Genomic DNA, 22,164 nt, shown 5'->3' with positions numbered 1-22,164 from the left:
CGCTCCGGGGTCCATGGGATCGAGGCTCACGGTGACATAGACTCGGTCGCATATCCGACGCCAACCGGTACCGAAGGAGCTGCCGCCCATGAGCGCCGTTCAATTTGATGTTCCCGCTGTGGTCCCCGCGGACCCGACTGCGAACACGTCCGATCTCCTCGTCGAACGCGTGAAGGCGACACCGTCGCTCGCGTTGTTCGCGGTTCCCGACGGCGGGGGGTGGCGAGACATCAGCGCGGCGGAGTTCCAACGCGAGGTCGTCGCCCTCGCGAAGGGGTTCGTCGCCGCAGGGATCGAGCCGGGTGAGAAGGTCGCCTTCATCGCCCGCACGACCTACGACTGGACCCTCGTCGACTTCGCGCTCTTCTTCGCCGGCGCGGTCATGGTGCCCGTCTACGAGACGAGCTCGGCATCGCAGATCAGCTGGATCCTCTCAGACTCCGGTGCGGTCGCGATGATCGCCGAGGGCGCGAAGCATGCGGAGCGGATCGCGGAGATCCGGGACGAAGTGCCGATCGTGCGCGAGGTCTGGACGATGGAGTCCGGCGACCTCGACACGCTCCGCGCGAAGGGCGCCGAGATCACCGATGAGGAGATCGAACGTCGCCGGACGATCGCGAATGCCGACGACATCGCCACCCTCATCTACACGTCGGGTTCGACCGGCCGCCCCAAGGGTTGCGTGCTCACGCACAGCAATTTCGTCGAGCTGTCCCGCAACTCGGCGCGCGCCCTCCACGAGGTCGTCGAAGTCCCGGGGGCCTCGACGCTGCTGTTCCTCCCGGCCGCGCACGTGTTCGCCCGGTTCATCTCCATGCTCAACGTCCACGGCGGCGTGAAGACCGGCCACGAGCCCGACACCACCAAGCTGCTGGGCAGCCTCGGCTCGTTCAAGCCCTCGTACCTGCTCGCCGTGCCGCGCGTCTTCGAGAAGGTCTACAACTCGGCCGAGCAGAAGGCCGAAGCGGGCGGAAAGGGCAAGATCTTCCGCGCCGCAGCGGCCGTCGCGATCGAACACTCGCGCAAGCTGCAGGACGGCGAGAAGATCCCGCTCGGAATGAAGATCAAGTTCGCCGTGTTCGACAAGCTCGTCTTCAGCAAGCTCCGCGCCGCGATGGGCGGGCGCGTGCAGCACGCTGTCTCGGGTTCGGCGCCGCTCGGACCTCGTCTCGGGCACTTCTTCCACAGCCTGGGCGTGCACATCCTCGAGGGTTACGGCCTCACCGAGACGACCGCGCCGGCCTCGGTCAACCTGCCGTCGAAGTCGAAGATCGGCACTGTCGGTCCGGCCCTCCCCGGTGTCGGCATCCGCCTCGGCGACGACGGCGAGGTCGAGGTTCGCGGCATCAACGTCTTCAAGGAGTACTGGCGCAACCCCGAGGCGACGGCTGAGGCGTTCCACGACGGGTGGTTCAAGACGGGCGACATCGGTTCGTTCGACGACGAGGGCTACCTGACGATCACGGGCCGCAAGAAGGAGATCATCGTGACTGCGGGCGGCAAGAACGTCGCCCCCGCCGGTCTCGAGGACCCGATCCGCGCGAACCCGATCGTCGGTCAGGTGGTCGTGGTCGGTGACCAGAAGCCGTTCATCGGCGCGCTCATCACCTTGGATCACGAGATGCTGCCGACCTGGCTCTCGAACAACGGCCTGCCGGGCGACCTGCCGATGTCGGAGGCGATCCGCAACGAGAAGGTGCTGGCCGAGGTGCAGACCGCGGTCGACCGTGCGAACAAGACGGTGTCCCGCGCCGAATCGATCCGCAAGTTCACGCTGCTCGACACCGAGTGGACCGAGGCCTCCGGCCACCTCACCCCGAAGATGAGTATCAAGCGCAATGTGATCCTCACCGACTTCGCGGCCGACATCGAGGAGCTCTACGCCTCGAACGTGTCGACCTCGAGCATCGCCCTGGGGAACTGAGCACCTGGGGAACTGAGCACCGGCGACGCCGACCCGGAATCGCAGAAGGCCCCGATCCTCGGATCGGGGCCTTCTGCGTGCGTGCGTGTCAGAACCAGTCGGACTCGCGGACCTCGCGCATCGCCTGGCGGCGCGCGTCCTTCGGAAGCCGGTCGAGGTAGAGCATCCCGTCGAGGTGGTCGCATTCGTGCTGGAGCGCCTGCGCGAGGAGCCCCTCCCCCTCGATCACGATCGTCTCGCCATCGAGGTCGGTACCGGTGACGCGTGCCCACGGATGCCGCGGGGTGTCGTGCCACAGGCCCGGGACCGACAGGCAGCCCTCACCGGTGGGTTCGGGCTCGCCGGACACCTCGAGGACAGGGTTCAGCACGTAGCCGATGACGCCGTCGACGTTGTAGCTGAACGCGCGGGAGGACACCCCGATCTGCGGCGCGGCGACACCGGCTCGACCGGGCAGCGCGACCGAGTCGACGAGGTCCTGGACGAGGCCGCGGACACCGTCGTCGATCGCGTCGACGCGCGCGCACGCGCTGCGGAGCACCGGGTCGCCGAAGACCCGGATCGTGCGGGCGGTCACGTCAGTGCCCCGCGACCGGGGTGCGGAGACCCTCGACGACGATCGCCGCGAGCTCTCGTGCCGCGTGCCGGGTGGCCGGGTCGAGCTCTCGGAACGACACGGCGCCGCCGGTGGCGATGTGGGTGTCGTACGGCATCGACACGACAGCGCGGACGCGGCTGCGGAAGTGCGCCTCGAGCTCGGCGGGCTTGACCAGGCTCGCGCCGGGACGCGACGTGTTGAGGACGACGATCGCCCCGCGAACCTGGTCGGCGTACCCGTTCGTCTCGAGCCACGTGAGCGTCTCGGACGCGAGCCGGGCTTCGTCGATGCTGCGGCCGGCGACCACAACGAGCTGGTCGGCGAGTTCCAGCGTGGCATCCATCACCGAGTGCACGATCCCGGTCCCGGTGTCGGTGAGGACGACCGAGTAGTAGTGTGCAGCGACCGAGGCGACGTCGTGGTAATCGCGGTCGCTAAACGCCTCGGACAAGTGAGGATCCGCGTCGGACGCGAGCACGTCGAGACGGGTCTCGTCGCGGGCGACGATCGAGGACAGGTCGTTGAAGCCTTTCACCTCGGCGCGCATGCGCACGAGGTCGCGAACCGTCTTGCCGCCAGTTCGGCCGATGCGCTCCGCGAGCGTGCCACGGTCCGGATTGGCGTCGACGGCGACGACGCGGTCTTCGCGTGCATCCGCCAAGGCCATTCCGAGGAGCGTGGTGACACTCGTCTTGCCGACGCCGCCCTTGCGCGAGAGCACCGGGACGAACTTCGCCCCGCCTGCCAGCGGTGCGGCGATGCGACGGTCGAGCTCCTTGCGGGCACGGGCGCGCTTGCTGTCGCCGAGGTGGATCCGCTTGCCGCTCGCGGTGTAGACGAGGCGCTGCCAGGTGCCGTCGGGCTCGCTCGGCGCGACACGGGTCGTGTCGATGAGGCGGTCCGCGGTGAGCAGGTCCGCGGTCTCGCGGTCGGCACCGAGCTGGTCGAGACGTCGCGACTGCAGCGGGTCTTCGTCGACGCGCGTCGCGCGCACGCGCTCGAGCGCGTGCTTGTCGACCGCACCGGCGTGCGCCTCCCGACGCGTTTGCGCCGTCACGATCGAGCTGCTCGGGGTGGCATCGACGACGATGTCCGCGTCGACGACATCGTCGGCGGCATCCACCATCGGTTCGTCCGGCTCGTCGACTGCCTCGGCTGCGGCGTCGTCCGCGCCCTCGGATGCGGCGTCGGCTTCGAGCGTCTCGATCGGCGCAGCGTCATCGACGTCCTCGTCGTCGAACTCGTCGACGTCGTTGAGGACGGGAAGCGTCACCTCGACCTGCGCGACGCCGCCGTCGATGATCCCGATCCCGGTCGTCTCGAGTCCCTCGGTGCTGGCGAGCACACCGTTGTCGACGTCGTCGGACGTCTCATTGTCGCGGTCACGCATCACGGCGGTTCACTCCTGGTTCAGCGGGCACGAACGCACCCGACGGACCAGATTACTCGGCGGGGCGAATGACCAGCAAAAGGTCACCCGCCTCGACCTGCGCCGTTCCGGGGATCACGAGCCGCTCCACGACGCCGTCGACGGGTGCGGTGATCGCCGCCTCCATCTTCATCGCCTCGATGGATGCCACCGGCTGACCGGCCTGCACCTTCGCCCCTTCGGCGGCTTTCAGCGTCACCACGCCCGAGAACGGAGCGGCGACCTGGCCGGGCTTCGACGTGTCGGCCTTCTCGGCCTGACGCGCCTCGACCTTGACGCTGTGATCGCGGACCGCGACGGGGCGGAGCTGCCCGTTGAGGGTCGCCATGACGGTGCGCATGCCCTTGTCGTCGACCGCGCCGATCGCCTCGAGACCGACGTACAGCTGCACGCCGCGCTCGATCTCGACGACGTGTTCCTGACCCGGGACGAGCCCGTAGAGGTAGTCCATGGTGTCGAGCACGCTGAGGTCGCCGAACGTCTCGCGCACTTCGTGGAACGCCTTCGTCGGCGCCGGGAACAACAGCCGGTTGAGGGTGCCGCGGCGGGTCGACGCGTCGGCATCCAGCGCGGTGGAGTCCTCAGGTGAGATGTCGGTCACGCCGACCTTGACGGAGCGGCCCGCGAGCACCTTCGACCGGAACGGCTCGGGCCACCCACCGGGGAGGTCACCGAGCTCGCCGGCCATGAAGCCGACCACCGAGTCCGGCACGTCGTACTTCTCAGGGTTCGCTTCGAAGTCGGCCGGGTCTGCCTTCACCGCGGCGAGGTGGAGCGCGAGGTCACCGACGACCTTCGACGACGGGGTGACCTTCGGCACACGGCCGAGGATCGAATTGGCCGCGGCGTACATATCCTCGATGAGCTCGAAGTCCTCGGCCAGTCCCAACGCGATCGCCTGCTGGCGCAGGTTCGAGAGCTGTCCGCCGGGAATCTCGTGGTGGTACACGCGGCCGGTGGGGCCGGGCAGCCCCGACTCGAACGGCGCGTAGAGGTTCCGCACCGCTTCCCAGTACGGCTCGAGGTCCGAGACACCCTGCAGATCGAGACCGGTGTCGCGGTCGGTGTCCGCGAGCGCCGCGACCAGCGCGGAGAGGGACGGCTGGCTCGTGGTGCCCGACATGGGGGCGGCCGCCGCGTCGACGGCATCCGCTCCGGCCGCGCTCGCGGCGAGCAGCGTCGCGAGCTGTCCGCCGGCGGTGTCGTGGGTGTGCACGTGGACGGGGAGGTCGAACCGCTCCCGGAGCGCCGTCACCAGTCGGGCGGCCGCAGCCGGGCGGAGGAGTCCAGCCATGTCCTTGATCGCGAGGATGTGTGCGCCCGCGTCGACGACCTGCTCCGCGAGGCGCAGGTAGTAGTCGAGTGTGTACAGGTCCTCGGCGGGATCCAGCAGGTTGCCGGTGTAGCAGATGGCCGCCTCGGCGACCGCCGTGTCGGTGGCGAGCACGGCGTCGATGGCGGGCCGCATCTGGTTCACGTCGTTGAGGGCGTCGAAGATGCGGAAGATGTCGACGCCGGATGCCGCCGCCTCGGCGACGAACGCGTCGGTGACCTTCGTCGGGTACGGCGTGTACCCGACGGTGTTGCGTCCGCGGAGCAGCATCTGAATCGCGACGTTCGGGAGCGTCGAGCGCAGCGCGTCGAGCCGCTCCCAGGGGTCTTCGCCGAGGAAGCGCAGCGCGACGTCGTACGTCGCGCCACCCCACGCCTCGACCGAGAGCAGCTGCGGGGTGAGTCGCGCGACGTACGGTGCGACACGGGCGAGGTCCTTCGTGCGGACCCGCGTCGCGAGGAGCGACTGGTGCGCGTCGCGGAACGTGGTCTCGGTGACGGCGAGCCCCTTCTGTGCGCGGAGGTCTGCCGCGAACCCGGCGGGACCGAGTTCGAGCAAGCGCTGCCGCGAACCGGCGGGCGGCGTAGCGAGCAGGTCGGCGGCCGGCAGCTTCGCCGCCGGGTCGATGCTGACCGGGTTCTCGCCGTGCGGGCGGTTGACGGTGACGTCGGCGAGCCACGACACGACCTTCGAGCCTCGGTCCTTGGACTCGCGACCGTTGACCAGCTCGGGCCGCTCGTCGATGAATGCCGTGCTCAGGTCGCCCGCGACGAATGCGGGGTCGTCGAGCACGCGCTGGAGGAACGGGATGTTGGTCGAGACGCCGCGGATGCGGAACTCCGCGAGCGCGCGGCGCGAGCGCACCACGGCGGCGGCGAAGTCGCGGCCGCGGCAGGTGAGCTTCGCGAGCATCGAGTCGAAGTGCGGGCTGATCTGCGAGCCCGCAGCCGTCGTGCCGCCATCGAGTCGGATGCCGGCACCGCCGGGCGACCGGTAGGTGGTGATCTTGCCGGTATCGGGGCGGAAGCCCTGCGCCGGGTCTTCGGTCGTGATACGGCACTGGAGGGCCGCGCCGCGCAGGTGGATGTCCTCCTGCCGAAGGCCCAGCGCGTCGAGGGACTCCCCCGCGGCGATGCGCATCTGCGACTGGACGAGGTCGACGTCGGTGACCTCCTCGGTCACCGTGTGCTCGACCTGAATGCGCGGGTTCATCTCGATGAAGACGACCTCGCCGGTGCGGGATCCGGCGGTCTCGAGCAGGAACTCCACGGTGCCGGCGTTCTCGTACGAGATCGATTTCGCGAACGCGACGGCGTAGTCGTGCAGGTTGCCACGGATCTCGTCCGACAGGTTGGGCGCGGGCGCGATCTCGACGACCTTCTGGTGGCGACGCTGCACAGAGCAGTCGCGTTCGAACAGGTGCACCGTGTGCCCGGTCTTGTCGGCGAGGATCTGCACCTCGACGTGACGGGGACGCTGCACGGCCTGCTCGAGGAACACGCGGGCGTCGCCGAAGGCACTCCCCGCCTCGCGCATGGCCTCGGCGAGGGCGGGCGGGAGCCCGTCCTTCGTCTCGACGCGGCGCATGCCGCGCCCGCCACCGCCGGCGACGGCCTTGACGAAGATCGGGAACCCGATGTCATCGGCCTGCGAGACGAGCGCGTCGACGTCGTCGGATGCCTCGGTGGAGCGGAGCACCGGCACGCCCGCCGCGATGGCGTGCTGCTTGGCGGTGACCTTGTTGCCGGCCATCTCGAGGACGGTGGCGGCGGGGCCGATGAACGCGATGCCGTTCGCCGCTGCCTTCGCCGACAACTCGGGGTTCTCGGAGAGGAATCCGTAGCCGGGGTAGATCGCGTCGGCACCGCTCTCGACGGCGACGCGGATGATCTCGTCGACATCGAGGTAGGCGCGGACCGGGTGACCGACCTCGCCGATCTGGTACGCCTCGTCCGCCTTCAGGCGGTGCAGCGAGTACCGGTCCTCGTAGGGGAAGACGGCGACGGTGCGCGCCCCGAGTTCATACGCCGCGCGGAATGCACGGATGGCGATCTCACCGCGGTTCGCGACCAGGATTTTGCGGAACATGCTTCACCTCGACAGGGTGCAGGGGCGCCACGACACCGGGGCCGCCGTCGTTCGTGCTGAGTACCCTCACAGCCTAGGGGACGGTAACGTAGTGCCTCGTGCACGTACTCTCCGTCAGCTCCCTCAAGGGTGGCGTCGGCAAGACGACCGTGACCCTCGGCCTCGCCTCGGCGGCGTTCGCACGTGGGGTGCGGACCCTCGTCGTCGACCTCGACCCGCAGTCAGACGTCTCCACCGGCATGGACATCCAGGTCGCGGGACGCCTGAACGTCGCTGACGTACTCGCCAACCCGAAGGAGAAGGTCGTCCGTCAGGCGATCACCTCGAGCGGCTGGGCGAAGGTGCACCCGGGCACGATCGACGTCATGATCGGCAGCCCGTCGGCCATCAACTTCGACGGTCCTCACCCGAGCGTCCGCGACGTCTGGAAGCTCGAGGAAGCACTCGCGACGATCGAGGCGGACTACGACCTCGTCCTCATCGACTGTGCCCCCTCGCTCAACGCGCTGACGCGCACCGCATGGGCGGCATCCGATCGGGTCATCGTGATCACCGAGCCCGGTCTGTTCTCGGTCGCCGCAGCCGACCGCGCATTGCGCGCGATCGAGGAGATCCGCCGCGGCCTCTCCCCTCGCCTGCAGCCCCTCGGCATCGTCGTGAACCGCGTGCGCCCGCAGTCGATCGAGCACCAGTTCCGCATCAAGGAACTGCGCGACATGTTCGGTCCGCTCGTCCTCACACCGCAGCTCCCCGAGCGGACGTCGCTGCAGCAGGCGCAGGGTGCCGCGAAGCCGCTGCACATCTGGCCGGGAGACTCGGCGCAGGAGCTCGCCGCTGATTTCGACGCGCTGCTCGACCGCATCGTCCGCACGGGTCGCATCCCCGTCGCGGGTGCATCGACAGGCGCCTGATCGAGCGACGCGCTCCGCAACCACGGAGCGTCAGACGCTCACGCGTCCGAGGCGTGTCGCAGCGGGTCAGGCCGTACGAGCCGCGCGACGCGCTGCGAGCTCGTCGACAGGGTCCAGTGCCTGCGGGTCCTCGAATTCGACGAGGGTCGTCTCGACTTCGCGCAGCACCTTGCCGACGGCAATGCCGAAGACGCCCTGTCCGCGGCTGACGAGGTCGATGACCTCGTCGTTCGACGTGCAGAGGTAGACCGATGCGCCATCGCTCATGAGCGTGGTGCCGGCCAGATCCCGGATGCCCGACGCGCGGAGCTGGTCGACCGCGACGCGAATCTGCTGCAGCGAGATGCCGGTATCGAGCAGTCGCTTGACGAGCTTGAGGACCAGAATGTCGCGGAAGCCGTAGAGACGCTGCGATCCCGACCCGCTGGCACCGCGCACGGTGGGCTCCACGAGCTCAGTGCGTGCCCAGTAATCGAGCTGGCGGTACGTGATGCCGGCCGCACGCGCTGCCTGCGCGCCGCGGTAGCCGACCTCGTCGTCCATCGCGGGGAGGCCATCGGTGAACAGCAGTTCGGTGGAGAACTTCTGCTCGCCCAGCGCATCATGCGCGGTCATCGGGACCTCCTGCGGGTGTCGGTGCTTCCACGCTAGATGAGGGAGTGGGCAGCGGCAACGACATCCGGCTCGGGGGCGTCGGCGTGTCGCGCTGCACGCTCACGGCGTCAGCCGTTCGAGCGCAGCGCGCACGAACGTGTCACGGATCTCGTCGATCCGCTTCGCCAACTCCGGGGCGAGCTCGTTCGCGCGCGCTCGCGACGCGGCATCCGAGCGACGGAGCAGCGGTGCGATCGCGCTCTCGATGAGGGCGACCTCCCGCTCGGCGGTCTGGCGGACACCTCGGATGTGGCGGGGCTGGATGCCGTGCGCCTCAAGCGTCACAAGGGAGCGGAGCAACGCCAGTGCGCGCTCGTCGTATGTCTCCGCCGCCGTGATCAGTCCCGCGCTCACCGCATCATTGAGCAAGCCCGTGCTCGCACCTGCTCTCGCAATGAGCTCGTCTCTCCGATATCGACGCGAAGTCTGGACGATCGACGGGGGCGCTGCCGGCGCATCCGCGTCGACGTGCTCCTCCAGGTACTCACGGATCCGGGCGAGTGGGATGCCGAAGTCGCGCTGCATGGTGAGTGCGGTGCGGAGTCGCTCGACATCTCCCTGCGAGAACTTGCGATACCCGGACTCGGTGCGCACCGGTGTGACGATGCCCTGCACTTCGAGGAAGCGCAGCTTGCTCGCGGTGAGTGCGGGGAACTCGGGACTCAGCCGAGCCAAGACCTGACCGATACTCAGTGGCCCCGCGGACGACGATCGTCCTCGGGGCGCGGTGGCCGGGCTCACGCGCCGATCGCCCGTTCGGCCGGTGCGACGAAGAAGTTCAACCGGAACTTGCCGACGCGAACTTCGGCCCCGTCGACCAGGACGGCGCGATCGACGCGCTCCCCGTTGACATAGGTACCGTTCAGCGAGCGCTGGTCGATGAGCTCGAAGACCGAGCCGGTGCGGGTGATCTCCGCATGACGACGCGATACCGTCACATCGTCGAAGAAGATGTCGGCCTCGGGGTGACGCCCGACGGTCGTGACATCGGTGTCGAGCAGGTATCGCGCCCCCGCGGTGGGGCCGGACCGGACGATCAGCAGCGCCGAGCGTGCCGGGAGCGCGTTGATCGCGTCGACCTCCGCGGCCGTGAGCTCGCTCCCGAACGGGACGAAGGAAAGGTCCGAGTCGTGGCCGAACGTCTGCGTCGCATCGACGAGTCGCGGGTGCGCCGACGTCTCAGCGCCGCGATGGATGTCGCCGCCGGGTCGATGGGTGTCGTCCACGTTGTCCTCCTTCATCCACACTAACCGATCGCCTGTCCGATCTGTGAGCCCGCCCTCACCATCCGAGTCTGGGCGCGCGCTCCCTCGTGCGGACTAGGCTGGAAGCATGCCTCATTACGACGTCGTCATCCTCGGTGCCGGCCCCGGCGGTTATGTCGCAGCCGTCCGTTCGGCGCAGCTCGGACTGTCCACCGCCATCATCGAAGAGAAGTACTGGGGCGGTGTCTGCCTCAACGTGGGTTGCATCCCCTCCAAGGCCCTCCTGAAGAACGCGGACCTCGCACACACGTTCAACCACAAGGCCGAGCTCTTCGGCATCAGCGGCGACGTGAGCTTCGACTTCGGCACCGCCTTCGACCGCAGCCGCAAGGTCGCGGAGACCCACGTCAAGGGCATCCACTTCCTGATGAAGAAGAACAAGGTCACCGAGTACGAAGGTCGCGGGTCGTTCGTCGACGCGAAGACCATCGAGGTGACCAAGGCCGACGGCTCCAAGGAGACCGTCACCGCCGACAACGTCATCATCTCCACCGGATCGACCGTGCGACTCCTGCCCGGCGTCACCCTCAGCGAGAACGTCGTGACCTACGAGGAGCAGATCCTCACGCGGGACCTGCCGAGCTCGATCGTCATCGTCGGAGCCGGCGCCATCGGCATGGAGTTCGCGTTCGTGCTCTCCAACTACGGCGTCAAGGTCACGATCATCGAGTTCCTCGACCGTGCCCTCCCGAACGAAGACGTCGAGGTCTCGAAGGAGATCCAGCGCCAGTACAAGAAGTACGGCATCGACATCCTCACCTCGACCAAGGTCGAGTCGGTCGTCGACTCGGGCGACAAGGTCACCGTCGACTACTCCGCGAACGCCGACGGCGCCAAGGGCCAGATCGAGGCCGACAAGGTCCTCATGTCGATCGGCTTTGCCCCGCGCGTGGAGGGCTTCGGTCTCGAGAACACCGGCGTGAAGCTCACCGAGCGCGGTGCGATCGACATCGACGACTACATGCGGACGAACGTCGAGGGCGTGTACGCCATCGGCGATGTCACCGCGAAGCTGCAGCTCGCCCACGTGGCCGAGGCGCAGGCCGTCGTCGCCGCCGAGACCATCGGCAAGGCCGAGACGCAGACGCTCGGCGACTACCGCAACATGCCCCGTGCGACGTTCTGCTCGCCGCAGGTCGCGTCGTTCGGTCTCACGGAGCAGCAGGCCCGCGACGCCGGCTACGACGTCAAGGTCGCGAAGTTCCCCTTCTCGGCCAACGGCAAGGCGAACGGTCTCGGCGAGCCGGTCGGCTTCGTCAAGCTGATCGCGGACGCGGAGCACCTCGAGCTCCTCGGCGGCCACCTCATCGGCCCCGACGTGTCCGAGCTGCTCCCCGAGCTCACGCTCGCGCAGAAGTGGGACCTCACCGCGCTCGAGGCAGCGCGGAACGTCCACACCCACCCGACGCTGTCGGAGGGTCTGCAGGAGGCGTTCCACGGCCTCGCCGGCCACATGATCAACCTCTGATCGCAGGCAGCCGGGACCTATCGAGGCGCATACGCTTCGGCTACCCTGACTGACACGACTGACGCCGCCCCACCGAAGCCGGGGGCGGCGTCAGTGCGTTACGGGGTTCAGGCTCCGAGCGCGCGCCCCAGTTTCGATTCGGATGCCGCGGGGACTCCCCCGGCACGGCGCACCAGGTCTTCGGCGCGGGCGAACAGCTCCTCACGAGCGCTCTCATCGGGGGGCGCCGCGGGGCCGAGCTCGAGCTCCCACTCCCGCCACGTCGTGCTGCGGCCGGTGCGTTCGTCCGTCGCGTCGACGCGATCGTCGACGAACTCGGCGACCACCGCGCCGGCGGCAGACCTCAGCGCGTAGGCGGTGCGGTTGTTTCGGATGCGAGCGAGCACCGTGAAGGGGGGTGCCGCGATCTCCGCGACCGCCGCGGCCACGGCATCCGGCACCACGATCGTGTCGCTGGAGCCGTCGCCGTCCAGCGGCCAGCGCGTCTCGGCTTTGCCGTCCGGCGTCACGCGCTTGACGTGCCATCCCTCATCGGGGCCGCCGGTCCGGCGCCGGAGCGCGATGCGAGCGCGACCGAGCGCGCCGTCTGCACTGTCGAGGTATCGCGCGTCGAGTTGGCGTGGCTCCGGCGCCCCCACGGCGTCGACGCCGGGAAGCTCCGTCCAGTCCGGCAGGGGCGTTTCGGCGTCGACGTCGTACTTCCGCTCGATCTCGAGGGAGTGCTCGGCGTCAGATGTCACCGGTGTTGCGATCGTCGCGCTCGTCGGCGGACGGGTCGATGTCGCCCTCCGCCTCGACGAACTGGAACTGCGCCGAGGTGGGCCCGTCCCCCTCGCCGGTGTTCTCGTCGGCTCCCGCGCGCTCGTAGACCACCTGGGTCTCGCTGTAGGGCAGGATGAGGCGGTCGGTGAGCTCGCCCTCGACAGGGATCACCTGTCCGTCGAGCGGACCGCCGTGAAGTCGTGCAATGGCCATGTTCGTACCTCCTTCTCCGACTCTAATCCGGGCCGCAGGACGGCCTGACCCGGTTGCACGGCCGCCGGATGCGGTGCTAATCGCGCGTAACGTGTGAGGCATGAAGCCCTTCGTCCTGCTCGCGACGCGCGCCGAGGACGGACCGGCCGAAGAGGAGTACGAGCTTTTCCTCCGCCACGCCGGCCTCGCGGAGAGAGACCTCCTACGCCTGCGGTTGGAGCGGGATCGGATGCCGGCGCTCGACCTCGACGGGATCTCGGGGATCTTCGTCGGCGGCGGGCCGTACAACGCGTCCGACGAGCCGGCGCTGAAGTCGTCGGTGCAACGCCGGGTCGAGGCGGAGTTCGCGGCGCTGCTGACCGAGGTGACCGCTCGCGACACACCGTTCCTGGGCGCCTGCTACGGGATCGGGACGCTCGGCGCGCACATCGGAGCGACGATCGACCGCCGGTACGGCGAGCCGATCAGCGTCACCGAGGTGAGCCTGACGGAGGCCGGGCGCGTGGATCCGCTGCTGGCCGGAGTCCCGAACGCCTTCTCGGCGTTCGTCGGGCACAAGGAGGCGATCTCCGCTCTCCCTGCGAACGCCACCCTGCTGGCGTCGTCCGAGCGATGCCCGGTGCAGATGTTCCGCGTCGGCAGGAACGTCTACGCCACCCAGTTCCACCCCGAGCTCGACCTCGCCGGCATCCTGACCCGCATCGATGCCTACCGGCACCACGGCTACTTCGAGCCGCACGAGTTCCAGGCGACGATCGACGCCGTACACCGCGCACCGGTGACCGAGGCGGGTGCGGTGCTGCGCAACTTCGTCGCCCGTTACGCGCGCTGAGTCACCGCACCGGAGGCGTGTGCCAGATGCGGTCGATGTAGTCGCGCATCGACCGGTCCGACGAGAAGAATCCGCTCCGGGCCACGTTGAGGATCGCGGAGCGAGTCCACGCCTCGGTGTCGGCGTAGAGCGCGTCGACCTTCTGCTGTGCCGCCGCATACGACGTGAAGTCCGCCAACGCCATGAACGGGTCGTGGTGCACCAGGTTCGACACCACGGGCTCGAACACGGAGCCGTCGCCGCAGGAAAACGCGCCGGAGGAGATCAGGTCGAGCGCGCTCTGCAGGTTCTCGTCGGCGCGGACGAAGTCGATCGGGTGATATCCGGTCTCGGCCAGCGTCGCCACCTCGGGCTCCGTCATACCGAACAGGAAGAAGTTCTCGTCGCCTACGAGCTGACGGATCTCGACGTTGGCGCCGTCGTCGGTACCGATGGTGAGCGCGCCGTTGAGGGCGAACTTCATGTTCCCGGTGCCGGAGGCTTCCTTCCCCGCCAGGGAGATCTGCTCGGAGAGGTCCGCTGCCGGCACGACCCGCTCGGCGAGGGTTACGTTGTAATTCGGTGGGAAGAGCACCGCGAGGCGGCCCTCGACGCGCGGATCGGAGTTCACGACCTCGCCGACCGCGTTGATCAGGTGGATGATCCGCTTCGCCATCGCGTACCCCGGCGCGGCCTTCGCGCCGAAGACGAACGTGCGCGGCGTGACCTCGGCCGGCGAGACGCGTCCCGAGACGATCGCGTCGTATTGGCTGACGATGTGGAGCAGCTTCAGCGTCTGACGCTTGTACTCGTGCAGGCGCTTGACCATCACGTCGAGCATGTGGCCGTCATCGACGGTGAATCCATCGCGAGCGTGGAGTGTCTTCGCGAGCGCGCGCTTGTTCGCGGCCTTGACGGACGCGAACGCCTGTCGGAACGACGCGTCGTCCGCGAACGGCTCGAGCTCACGCAGCCGGTCCAGGTCGGTGAGCCATCCGGGCCCGATCGTGTCGGTGATGAGCCTGGACAGTCCGGGGTTGGCGAGCTTCACGAAGCGCCGCGGGGTGACACCGTTCGTGACATTGGTGAACTTGCCCGGGAAGAACTCGTCGAAGTCGGGCAGCACCTTCTCGCGGAGCAGCTGCGAATGCAGCTCCGCGACGCCGTTGACCTTCGAACCGGCGACCGTCGCGAGGAACGCCATGCGCACCGCACCGTCCGGCGCGATGATCGACATCCGCCGGATCCGGTCCTCGTCGTCGCCGTAGCGCTCCCGCACCTCATCGAGGAACTCGTCGTTGATGCGGTAGATGATCTCGAGGTGCCGCGGCAGCAGCCGGCCGAGCAGGTCTGAGGGCCACACCTCCAGCGCCTCGGGCAGGAGGGTGTGGCAGGTGTAGGCGAAGCACTCGCGGGTGATCGCCCAGGCGGCATCCCACTCGAGGCCCTTCTCGTCGACGAGGACCCGCATGAGTTCGGGCACGCCGATCACGGGGTGCGTGTCGTTGAGCTGGAAGATCACGCGCTCCGGGAGGCGGGTCAGGTCGAAATCGCGAGGCAGGATGAGGTTCACGAAGTCGCTGATGGATGCCGCCACGAAGAAGTACTGCTGCTGGAGACGCAGCTCCTTGCCCTGCGGAGTCGAGTCCTCGGGGTAGAGCACCTTGGAGATGTTCTCGGCGTAGGTCTGCGCGCGAACCGCCTCCTGGTAATCACCGGAGTTGAAGGTACGCAGATCGAAGCCCTGCGTCGCCTGCGCGCTCCACAGCCGCAGCGTGTTGACGCGCCCGTTGTGGTAGCCGGGGACCATGTAGTTGTGGGGCACCGCCTGGACGTTCCACGCCGGGATCCAGCGCGACCGCACGACGCCGTCGTCGTCGTAGGTTTCGGTGTGCCCTCCGAAGGAGATGGTCTGGGCCGCCTCCGGGTGCGGGAACTCCCACGGCGAGCCGAGGGAGAGCCACGAGTCCGCCTGCTCGACCTGCTGACCGTCGACGAAGGTCTGGCGGAAGATGCCGTACTCGTACCGAATGCCGTAGCCGATGTTGGGGACACCCATCGTCGCGAGCGAGTCGATGAAGCAGGCCGCCAGCCGGCCGAGACCCCCGTTGCCGAGGCCCGGTTCGATCTCGAGGGCGCGGACCTCGTCGATGTCCAGCCCGCAGGCGGCCAGTGCCTCCCCCGCGATCTCCGTCAGACCGGTGGCGAGGAGGTTGTTGTCGAGCTGACGGCCGAGCAGGTATTCCGCCGAAAGGTACGCCACGCCCTTGGACTGCGCCGTCCGCTGTCGACGGACGTCTTCGAGCCACCGGGCCATCAGGTAATCGCGGACGGTGGCTGCCAGGGCGAAGTAGCGGTCGTTCGGGGTGGATGCCGACAGGGCCACGCCTCGGCCGTTGTTGAGGTTCCGGAGGAACTGCTCGACGAAGCCGTCCACGGTGGCCTCCGGTGCGGTGACCGGTGCAACCGCGAGCGGGTGGGTGGGCTGCGGACGCGAAGGAGTGCTGAGGTTCTTCACGGTTCGACCGTACACACCGATCGCCGCGGGCGACGCCGCCGGGCCTCGTCCACAGGAAGAGTTCACACGGTCGTGACGCGTCAGGCGCGCTCGGCTGCCTCCTTGCGTTCTTCGGCGAGCGCCTCGCGCGCGGCGTGCAGTTCGTCGGTCGCCGCCTGGACCTGATCTTCGGCGGTCTGGACGCGTCGCTCGACCATGGTCTGCGCGCCGTGGACTGCTCGCACCCGGTCGGCGGACTCGAGCGTGCCGGTCACGATGTAGGACGAGGCGATCAGGATGACCTGCGCGGAGAGGTTGATCCACAGAAGGAGCGCGATGAGCGAGGCGAAGGAGGCGAGGAGGGGGTTCGACGACGCTCCCCCGACGAACAGGCTCGACAGCTGCTGCAGGACGGTGAGGCCCACGCCGCCGAGCAGCGCCCCGGTCCACAGCACGCGGGCGGGCGGCTTCACGCCGGAGAGCGCCACGAACATCAGGGCGACCGCCGCGGTGTCGAGGAGGAAGGTCACGACGACGGCGACCGACGTGCTGACCACTCGGGTCAGCGGGTGATCGGCGGGGACTCCTGCGATGTCGGCGACGAGACCGACACCCGCGGTGCCGATGATGGTCGCGGCGGCCGCCGCGGCGAGGCCCGCGCCGATGGCGATCGCCAGCAGGAGGTTGCGGAGCATGACGAGCAGGAAGAAGACGTCGTCGTGCACCTTGTCGGCGATCGTCCGGATCGCGGTGCGGAGCGACCCGATCGCGCCGATGGCGGCTCCGATGAGGCCGACGAGGGACAGGGCGCCGGCGAAGGACAGGGCGATCGGCTCGGTCAGATCATCGGGGTCGATGAGGTTCCCCTCACCGATCAGACCGGGGATGACGTTGTCGACCGCGTCGATCAGGGCGTTCCAGGCTTGCGGATTGCCCGCCAGCCAGAGCGCCGCCACCGAGAAGCCGAGCAGCACACCCGCGAACACGCTGAAGAGGGTGCGGTACGTCACACTGTCGGCGAGCATCGCCCCGCGCCGCTCGCTGTACCTGAGGTACGCCCGCACCAGGCGCAAGGAGAGCGCCCACGCCACGACCCGCGCCAGCAGCGGCTTCTTCGCTTTGTCCTGCGTCATCGTCGTCCTCCTCGCATCCCGGTGAGGATGCCGCGGCATCCACGATCGACCACGCTACCGAGGCGGCCGTCAGCGCTCGGGCCCCTTGCGGGCCGGCGCCGTTCGTGTCAGACGGGCAGTGTGAGGAGGCGATGCCCGAGGTCCTCGCCGAACAGGATGCCGATCCACGCCCCTGCGAGCATCCAGGGACCGAACGGGACGGCGGTCTTCGCCGAGGCCCGGCGCAGCGCGATCAGCATCACCCCGTAGACGCCGCCGAGGACGAAGCCCGCGACCGCGCCCACGGCGAGCGCTCCCCAGCCGACCCACCCCAGCGCGATACCGAGAACGCCGGCGAGCTTCACGTCGCCGCCGCCCATTCCGCCGGGGCCGAGCATCCGCAGCAGCAGATAGAACGCGAACAGGACGGCGCCGGCGACAACGGAGCGGAGCAGAGACGACCATGGTGCACCGCACAGGCAGGCGACCGTCAGGAGCACGATCAGGACGAGGTACCCCGGCAGCACCCACCGATTCGGCAGCCGGTGCGTCCGCGCGTCGATCACCGCGAGCGCCACCGAGCCAGCGGCGAGAATCGCGTATGCCAGGCCGATCACCACGAGGGCGGCGATCGGTAGATCCGTTCGGAAAGGCCCCACCGCCTACTACCCGTCGAAGACGTCGAGACGGCCGCGGACGAGGTCTCCCTCGGAGATGCCCTCCGCCTCGCGGACCGCCTTCTTCATCGGGAGGACGTACACCCCGCGCTGAGCATCGGGGAAGATCGAGGTCCGCCACGTCGAGTCACCCACGGTGACCTGGACGGGCACCGACCCGAAGCCGCGACCGGGTCGGGACACTTCTCGGATGTCGGCGCTGACCTCTGGCGGCAGGGGCGCGAAGTACCAGTCGTCCGCCCGTGACTGCCAGCGGAACAGCTCACCCTCGAACTCGACGATCACGCCTGCTCCTCTCCCGGCCTCCACCGTAGCGAGGGCGGTCGACGTCGGCGCGGCGTCTCCCCACCCTCAGCGGACTCGTGTCACCACTGGGGGTGGATGTCCGCGCGAAGCCGTCGGTCGTAGACATCGCGCACCGCCGCGTCGAAGTCCGAGAGGCCGGGGGTGCCCACGAGATCGCCCGCCGCGGCGTTCGCGACCGCCTGGCGCACGTTGCGCGCTCCGGGGATCACGGAGGTGACGCCGGGCAGCGAGGCGATCCAGGCGAGTGAGGCGGCCGGGAGCGTCGCCCCGGCGGGCACGGCGTTCGTCAGTTCGGATGCCGCCGCGAGCCCCGTCTCGAAATCGACGCCCGAGAAGGTCTCACCACGATCGAACGCCTCGCCGTTGCGGTTGTAGCTGCGGTGGTCGTCCGCGGCGAACTCCGTGTCGCGGCTGTAGTGACCGCTCAACAGCCCCGAGGCGAGCGGGACGCGCGCGAACACCGCGACTTCCGCCGCGGCGGCCGCCGGAAGCACCTCGTCGAGCGGCTTGAGCCGGAACGGGTTCACGATGATCTGGACGTTCGTCACGTTCGGGCGCGCGATGGCGGCGAGCGCCTGCGCGGTGGTCTCCACCGAGACCCCGTAGGCGGCGATCGCGCCGGTCGCGACCAGGTCGTCGAGCGCGTCGTAGGTGGCATCCGATTCGATGACCTCCGACGGCGGACAGTGCAGCTGCACGAGGTCGAGCGTGTCGACCCCGAGGTTGCGCCTGGACCGATCGGTCCAAGCGCGGAAGTCGCCCGCGGTGTAGTTCTCGGGCTCCTGGGGAACGCGGCGCCCCATCTTGGTGGCGACGGTGATGCCGTGGCCGGGCCGGGCGGCGAGGAAGCGTCCGATGATCGACTCGCTGCGGCCGTCGCCGTAGACGTCGGCGGTGTCGAAGAGGGTGACGCCCGCTTCCGCCGACGCCTCGAGCACAGCGAGCGCATCGTCTTCGGACACGTCTCCCCAGTCCGCCCCGAGCTGCCAGGTGCCGAGCCCGACGACGGACACGGTGCGGCCGGTACGGCCGAGGGTGCGCTGCTGCATCCGTCCAGGCTAGCGACGCCCGCGAGGACCTGTTACAGGACCAGGACGACGAGCGTTTCGATCACGGGGACAGACTGCCACGGCGCGATCGGAATGCCACTGCTCGTGAACCGGTTGGGCGAGACATGAGAGCCATCGTGTACTCCGCCCCCGGCGGATCTGAGGTCCTGTCTCTGGTCGACCGTGAGGTCGTCGCGCCCGGCACCGGAGAGGTGCGGGTGCAGATCGCCGTCTCAGGGGTGAACCCCACGGACTGGAAGGCGCGCGCCGGCGGAACCCAGCGCGGCGACTTCGCCGAGGTCGTGCCCAACCAGGACGGTGCCGGCATCATCGACGCCGTGGGCGACGGGGTCGCCGGGCTCGCGGTGGGCGACCACGTCTGGGTCCACCTTGCGCAGCATCAGCGTCCGACGGGCACGGCGCAGGAGTACACGGTCGTCCCCGCGTCGCGCGCGATTCGACTGCCCGAAGGCGTGAGCTTCGAGCTCGCCGCCAGCCTCGGCGTCCCCGCGGTCACGGCGCACCGCGCCCTGACCGTCCACGAGGACGGACCGACGCGCCTGTCACCGGGATCGCTCGACGGCCGCACGGTGCTCGTCGCCGGAGGCGCCGGCGCCGTCGGCCATGCGGCCATCCAGCTGGCGCGGTGGGCCGGTGCGACGGTGATCGCCACGGTCAGCTCCGACGAGAAAGCGGCACTCGCGCGCGCCGCCGGCGCGCATCACACCGTGGACTACACGACCGGTGATCTCGTCGCGCAGGTGAAAGCCTTGGCGCCGCCGGGAATCGACCAGTTCGTCGAGGTGTCGCTCGCGACCAATGCCGCCGCGGACGCCGAGCTCGCGGCCAACCACGCCGTCATCGCGTTCTACGCCGACAACAACGGCGAGACCTTCTCGATGCCGATCCGACCCACATTCGCGAAGAACCTGCGTGTGCAGGGCGTGCTGCTCTACACCGTGGGCGAACCTGCGCTCGACGCTGCGATCGAAGACATCACGCGCGCGCTCGAGGATGACGCGCTGCCCGTCGGGGACGCGCATGGCCTCCCCCTCATCTGGTTCAACCTCGATCAGACCGCTGCGGCGCACGATGCGGTCGAGAACGCCGCCGTTGGGAAGGTGCTCATCCGGGTCGCCGACCTCTGATCCACCGGCAGGAAGAAGCGAAATGAGGATGCCGCGCGGTCACGACGCCGGCGCGGCATCCTCGTCCTCGACGGGCTTCGCTGCCGCGATGTGAGATATCGGGCGCCACACCAACAGCAGGGTGATCGCCGCGCCGACGAACGCGAACCACCACGGACCGGTGAGGCCCCACACCTGCGCGATCACGCCACCGAGCGCCTGCCCGATGACGAGGCCGCCGAAGACCCCGACCATGTTGACCGACGCGATGCGCCCCTGGAGTTCGTGCGGAACGAGCCGCTGCCGCACCGTCGTGGAGATCGTGCCCCAGATGAACGCGTACGCACCGAAGCCGACCATGATCACCAAGGCGACGGCGCCTGAGGTCGTGAGCGCGAAGGCGAGGTGCATCAGCACCTCTGCGGTCAGGCAGACGCGCATGAGCGTCTTGAACGAGAAGTGGCGTTCGAGCCAGCCGAAGCTCACCGTCGACAGCAGGCCGCCGATCGCGGAGGCCGTCGTGAGCGCGCCGTAGCCGACCGGGCCCATCTGCAGATGCTCGGTCGCGTACAGCACGAGCACGCCCCAGGGGGCTGCCCACGTGATGTTGAACGTGAGGATGATGATGACGAGGGTGCGCACCGGAGGGTTCCGCCAGAGCCACCTGACGCCCTCGGCGATATCGGTGTGCACGGCCGTGCGAGGCGCAGCATCGGCCCGCTCGGGCACCGGTGTCCGCGCGATGCGCGAGATCAACACGACGGCGAACGCGACGCACACGGCTTGCACCGCGAACGGCCAGAACGCACCGAGGGCGAAGAGGAACGCGCCGAGCGGCGGTCCGCCGAACTGGTTCGCGACGAGGAACCCCGCCTGCAGGCGCGCGTTGCCGATACCCAGATCCTTCTTCTTGACCATCATCGGCAACAGGGTGCTGGCGCTGGTGTCGACGAACACCTCGGCGCAGCCGTAGACGAAGGCGACCGCGAGCACGATCCAGATGCTCGCCGTGCCCGTGATCAGGAACGCGCACAACGCCACGAGGACGAGCGCCCGGACGCCGTTCGCGAGCATGACGAGCGTGCGCCGATCGACGCGGTCTGCGATCGCTCCCGCGTGAAGCCCGAACAGCAGCCACGGCAGGAACTGCATGACTGCGCCGGATGCCACGAGCACCGGCGAATCCGTCATCGAGGCGATCAGCAGGGGGGATGCCGCGAGCGCGATCCCATCGCCGATGTTGCTCGTCCACGACGACGCGAGCAGCCAGCGGAAATCACGTCCGAGCCGCCCCGGCGCGATCCACTCCCCGATGCCCACCGGACGAGCTTACGGCGGGTGGCGGACGTCGTCGGAGGCAGTAGCCTGCACCTGTGACACTCGAGCAGCTCGTCGGTGGCAGCGAGGCGCTCCACGCGCTGAAGCGGGGGTGGTTGCGACCGGACCCTCAATACCGCGAGGCACCCGCCGCTCCGCCTGCCTCGGGCGATGTCGTCCTGGAGCGAGGGCTGGTGCGGATCGTGCCGATCGCCCGAGCGGTCGGGATCGATGCACGGCAACACCTCGGCCGCATACGCGAGGAGACCGAGCGGGAGGGTGTCTGGCTTCTGGGCGGCGACGACGTCCACGCCGAGACGCTCCTGTCCGCGCGCGAAGGCTACGGCGCACGGATCGCCGCAGCGGGAGGTGAGTGGGAGCGTCGCGCATGCGCCTGGCGGGTCGGCTCACTCGCCGTCATCCTCGTCCACGTGACCGCCGGGGACACCGCGACTCTCGCGCTGCACCTGGTACCGGACGAATGGATCTGGCCGCGAGCCGCCGGTCTCTCGATGGCGAAGCGCGAGATCTCGCACGCGCGAACGGTCAGGCGTCAGGTCGACGCCGCGGATCCGGCGTGGGAGTGGCCGACCGCGGTGTGACTCGCCGAGTCGCTGTTGCGG

20 protein-coding genes are annotated in these 22,164 nt (G+C 69.0%); 6 read left to right on the top strand and 14 right to left on the bottom strand.

The window, feature by feature from the left end; genetic code table 11:
- The first annotated feature begins 88 nt into the window (after nucleotides 1–88).
- Entirely contained in the window at nucleotides 89–1,924 is a 1,836-nt protein-coding gene (locus tag QNI14_RS11775) for an AMP-dependent synthetase/ligase (protein WP_283716816.1), read from the top strand.
- A gap of 88 nt (nucleotides 1,925–2,012) precedes the next feature.
- Here QNI14_RS11775 and QNI14_RS11770 read toward each other — a convergent pair whose 3' ends face one another.
- The 3 genes from QNI14_RS11770 to QNI14_RS11760 are packed head-to-tail and all read right to left on the bottom strand — an operon-like array spanning nucleotide 2,013 to nucleotide 7,372.
- A complete protein-coding gene (locus QNI14_RS11770) occupies nucleotides 2,013–2,501 on the bottom strand; it encodes a peptide deformylase (protein WP_283716815.1) in 489 nt (162 codons plus the stop codon).
- A gap of 1 nt (nucleotide 2,502) precedes the next feature.
- Nucleotides 2,503–3,912, bottom strand: coding sequence for a MinD/ParA family ATP-binding protein (locus tag QNI14_RS11765; protein ID WP_283716814.1), 1,410 nt, complete (start codon nucleotides 3,910–3,912; stop codon nucleotides 2,503–2,505).
- 52 nt (nucleotides 3,913–3,964) lie between these two features.
- Entirely contained in the window at nucleotides 3,965–7,372 is a 3,408-nt protein-coding gene (locus QNI14_RS11760; protein ID WP_283716813.1) for a pyruvate carboxylase, read from the bottom strand.
- A 98-nt stretch (nucleotides 7,373–7,470) separates the two neighbouring features.
- Here QNI14_RS11760 and QNI14_RS11755 point away from each other — a divergent pair, with 98 nt between their 5' ends.
- Complete coding sequence (locus QNI14_RS11755) at nucleotides 7,471–8,283, top strand: ParA family protein (RefSeq protein WP_283716812.1); 813 nt, start codon at nucleotides 7,471–7,473, stop codon at nucleotides 8,281–8,283.
- 66 nt (nucleotides 8,284–8,349) lie between these two features.
- Here QNI14_RS11755 and QNI14_RS11750 read toward each other — a convergent pair whose 3' ends face one another.
- The 3 genes from QNI14_RS11750 to QNI14_RS11740 form a co-directional block, all read right to left on the bottom strand.
- Entirely contained in the window at nucleotides 8,350–8,898 is a 549-nt protein-coding gene (locus QNI14_RS11750) for a MerR family transcriptional regulator (protein WP_283716811.1), read from the bottom strand.
- Between the two features lie 99 nt (nucleotides 8,899–8,997).
- Complete coding sequence (ftsR, locus tag QNI14_RS11745) at nucleotides 8,998–9,630, bottom strand: transcriptional regulator FtsR (RefSeq protein WP_283717123.1); 633 nt, start codon at nucleotides 9,628–9,630, stop codon at nucleotides 8,998–9,000.
- A gap of 44 nt (nucleotides 9,631–9,674) precedes the next feature.
- Nucleotides 9,675–10,163 (bottom strand): FHA domain-containing protein, encoded by a 489-nt coding sequence (locus QNI14_RS11740; protein WP_283716810.1) that lies wholly within the window; start codon nucleotides 10,161–10,163, stop codon nucleotides 9,675–9,677.
- 106 nt (nucleotides 10,164–10,269) lie between these two features.
- On the opposite strand from QNI14_RS11740, the gene lpdA reads away from it, so the two are divergent.
- Nucleotides 10,270–11,670: a dihydrolipoyl dehydrogenase gene (gene lpdA / locus QNI14_RS11735; RefSeq protein ID WP_283716809.1), complete on the top strand. Its 1,401-nt coding sequence runs from the start codon at nucleotides 10,270–10,272 to the stop codon at nucleotides 11,668–11,670.
- A gap of 107 nt (nucleotides 11,671–11,777) precedes the next feature.
- Here lpdA and QNI14_RS11730 read toward each other — a convergent pair whose 3' ends face one another.
- Entirely contained in the window at nucleotides 11,778–12,410 is a 633-nt protein-coding gene (locus tag QNI14_RS11730; protein ID WP_283716808.1) for a CYTH domain-containing protein, read from the bottom strand.
- On the bottom strand, nucleotides 12,400–12,645 hold the full coding sequence (locus tag QNI14_RS11725; RefSeq protein ID WP_283716807.1) for a response regulator: 246 nt from the start codon (nucleotides 12,643–12,645) through the stop codon (nucleotides 12,400–12,402). The genes QNI14_RS11730 and QNI14_RS11725 overlap by 11 nt, the downstream gene beginning before the upstream one ends.
- A gap of 100 nt (nucleotides 12,646–12,745) precedes the next feature.
- Between QNI14_RS11725 and QNI14_RS11720 the strand changes: the two genes are divergently transcribed.
- A complete protein-coding gene (locus QNI14_RS11720; protein ID WP_283716806.1) occupies nucleotides 12,746–13,477 on the top strand; it encodes a glutamine amidotransferase in 732 nt (243 codons plus the stop codon).
- A gap of 1 nt (nucleotide 13,478) precedes the next feature.
- Here the strand turns inward: QNI14_RS11720 and QNI14_RS11715 are convergent, their stop codons facing one another.
- From QNI14_RS11715 to QNI14_RS11695, 5 genes are all read right to left on the bottom strand, one after another.
- Entirely contained in the window at nucleotides 13,479–15,974 is a 2,496-nt protein-coding gene (locus QNI14_RS11715) for a glycogen/starch/alpha-glucan phosphorylase (protein ID WP_283716805.1), read from the bottom strand.
- Between the two features lie 80 nt (nucleotides 15,975–16,054).
- Nucleotides 16,055–17,086: a YihY/virulence factor BrkB family protein gene (locus QNI14_RS11710; protein ID WP_283716804.1), complete on the bottom strand. Its 1,032-nt coding sequence runs from the start codon at nucleotides 17,084–17,086 to the stop codon at nucleotides 16,055–16,057.
- Between the two features lie 107 nt (nucleotides 17,087–17,193).
- Nucleotides 17,194–17,724, bottom strand: coding sequence for a prepilin peptidase (locus tag QNI14_RS11705; protein WP_283716803.1), 531 nt, complete (start codon nucleotides 17,722–17,724; stop codon nucleotides 17,194–17,196).
- Nucleotides 17,725–17,730: 6 nt separating this feature from the next.
- Nucleotides 17,731–18,027 carry a DUF1905 domain-containing protein gene (locus QNI14_RS11700; RefSeq protein WP_283716802.1) on the bottom strand — a complete coding sequence of 99 codons (297 nt, stop codon included), beginning with the start codon at nucleotides 18,025–18,027 and terminating at the stop codon, nucleotides 17,731–17,733.
- Nucleotides 18,028–18,107: 80 nt separating this feature from the next.
- Nucleotides 18,108–19,097 carry an aldo/keto reductase gene (locus tag QNI14_RS11695; protein WP_283716801.1) on the bottom strand — a complete coding sequence of 330 codons (990 nt, stop codon included), beginning with the start codon at nucleotides 19,095–19,097 and terminating at the stop codon, nucleotides 18,108–18,110.
- Between the two features lie 125 nt (nucleotides 19,098–19,222).
- Here QNI14_RS11695 and QNI14_RS11690 point away from each other — a divergent pair, with 125 nt between their 5' ends.
- Nucleotides 19,223–20,245: an NADPH:quinone reductase gene (locus QNI14_RS11690; protein ID WP_283716800.1), complete on the top strand. Its 1,023-nt coding sequence runs from the start codon at nucleotides 19,223–19,225 to the stop codon at nucleotides 20,243–20,245.
- 39 nt (nucleotides 20,246–20,284) lie between these two features.
- Here QNI14_RS11690 and QNI14_RS11685 read toward each other — a convergent pair whose 3' ends face one another.
- Nucleotides 20,285–21,544, bottom strand: coding sequence for an MFS transporter (locus tag QNI14_RS11685; protein WP_283716799.1), 1,260 nt, complete (start codon nucleotides 21,542–21,544; stop codon nucleotides 20,285–20,287).
- A gap of 53 nt (nucleotides 21,545–21,597) precedes the next feature.
- On the opposite strand from QNI14_RS11685, the gene QNI14_RS11680 reads away from it, so the two are divergent.
- Nucleotides 21,598–22,143: a hypothetical protein gene (locus tag QNI14_RS11680; protein ID WP_283716798.1), complete on the top strand. Its 546-nt coding sequence runs from the start codon at nucleotides 21,598–21,600 to the stop codon at nucleotides 22,141–22,143.
- Nucleotides 22,144–22,164: the final 21 nt, after the last annotated feature.

The sequence above is a fragment of the Microbacterium dauci genome (assembly GCF_030065535.1).
GTDB lineage: Bacteria > Actinomycetota > Actinomycetes > Actinomycetales > Microbacteriaceae > Microbacterium > Microbacterium dauci.
This window is presented reverse-complemented; position numbering and strand designations above follow the sequence as displayed.

Coding starts and splice junctions, on each gene's coding strand:
- QNI14_RS11775 (WP_283716816.1), top strand. CDS start 89: ATGAGCGCCGTTCAATTTGATGTTCCCGCTGTGGTCCCCGCGGACCCG.
- QNI14_RS11765 (WP_283716814.1), bottom strand. CDS start 3,912: ATGCGTGACCGCGACAATGAGACGTCCGACGACGTCGACAACGGTGTG.
- QNI14_RS11760 (WP_283716813.1), bottom strand. CDS start 7,372: ATGTTCCGCAAAATCCTGGTCGCGAACCGCGGTGAGATCGCCATCCGT.
- QNI14_RS11750 (WP_283716811.1), bottom strand. CDS start 8,898: ATGACCGCGCATGATGCGCTGGGCGAGCAGAAGTTCTCCACCGAACTG.
- lpdA (WP_283716809.1), top strand. CDS start 10,270: ATGCCTCATTACGACGTCGTCATCCTCGGTGCCGGCCCCGGCGGTTAT.
- QNI14_RS11725 (WP_283716807.1), bottom strand. CDS start 12,645: ATGGCCATTGCACGACTTCACGGCGGTCCGCTCGACGGACAGGTGATC.
- QNI14_RS11720 (WP_283716806.1), top strand. CDS start 12,746: ATGAAGCCCTTCGTCCTGCTCGCGACGCGCGCCGAGGACGGACCGGCC.
- QNI14_RS11710 (WP_283716804.1), bottom strand. CDS start 17,086: ATGACGCAGGACAAAGCGAAGAAGCCGCTGCTGGCGCGGGTCGTGGCG.
- QNI14_RS11695 (WP_283716801.1), bottom strand. CDS start 19,097: ATGCAGCAGCGCACCCTCGGCCGTACCGGCCGCACCGTGTCCGTCGTC.
- QNI14_RS11690 (WP_283716800.1), top strand. CDS start 19,223: ATGAGAGCCATCGTGTACTCCGCCCCCGGCGGATCTGAGGTCCTGTCT.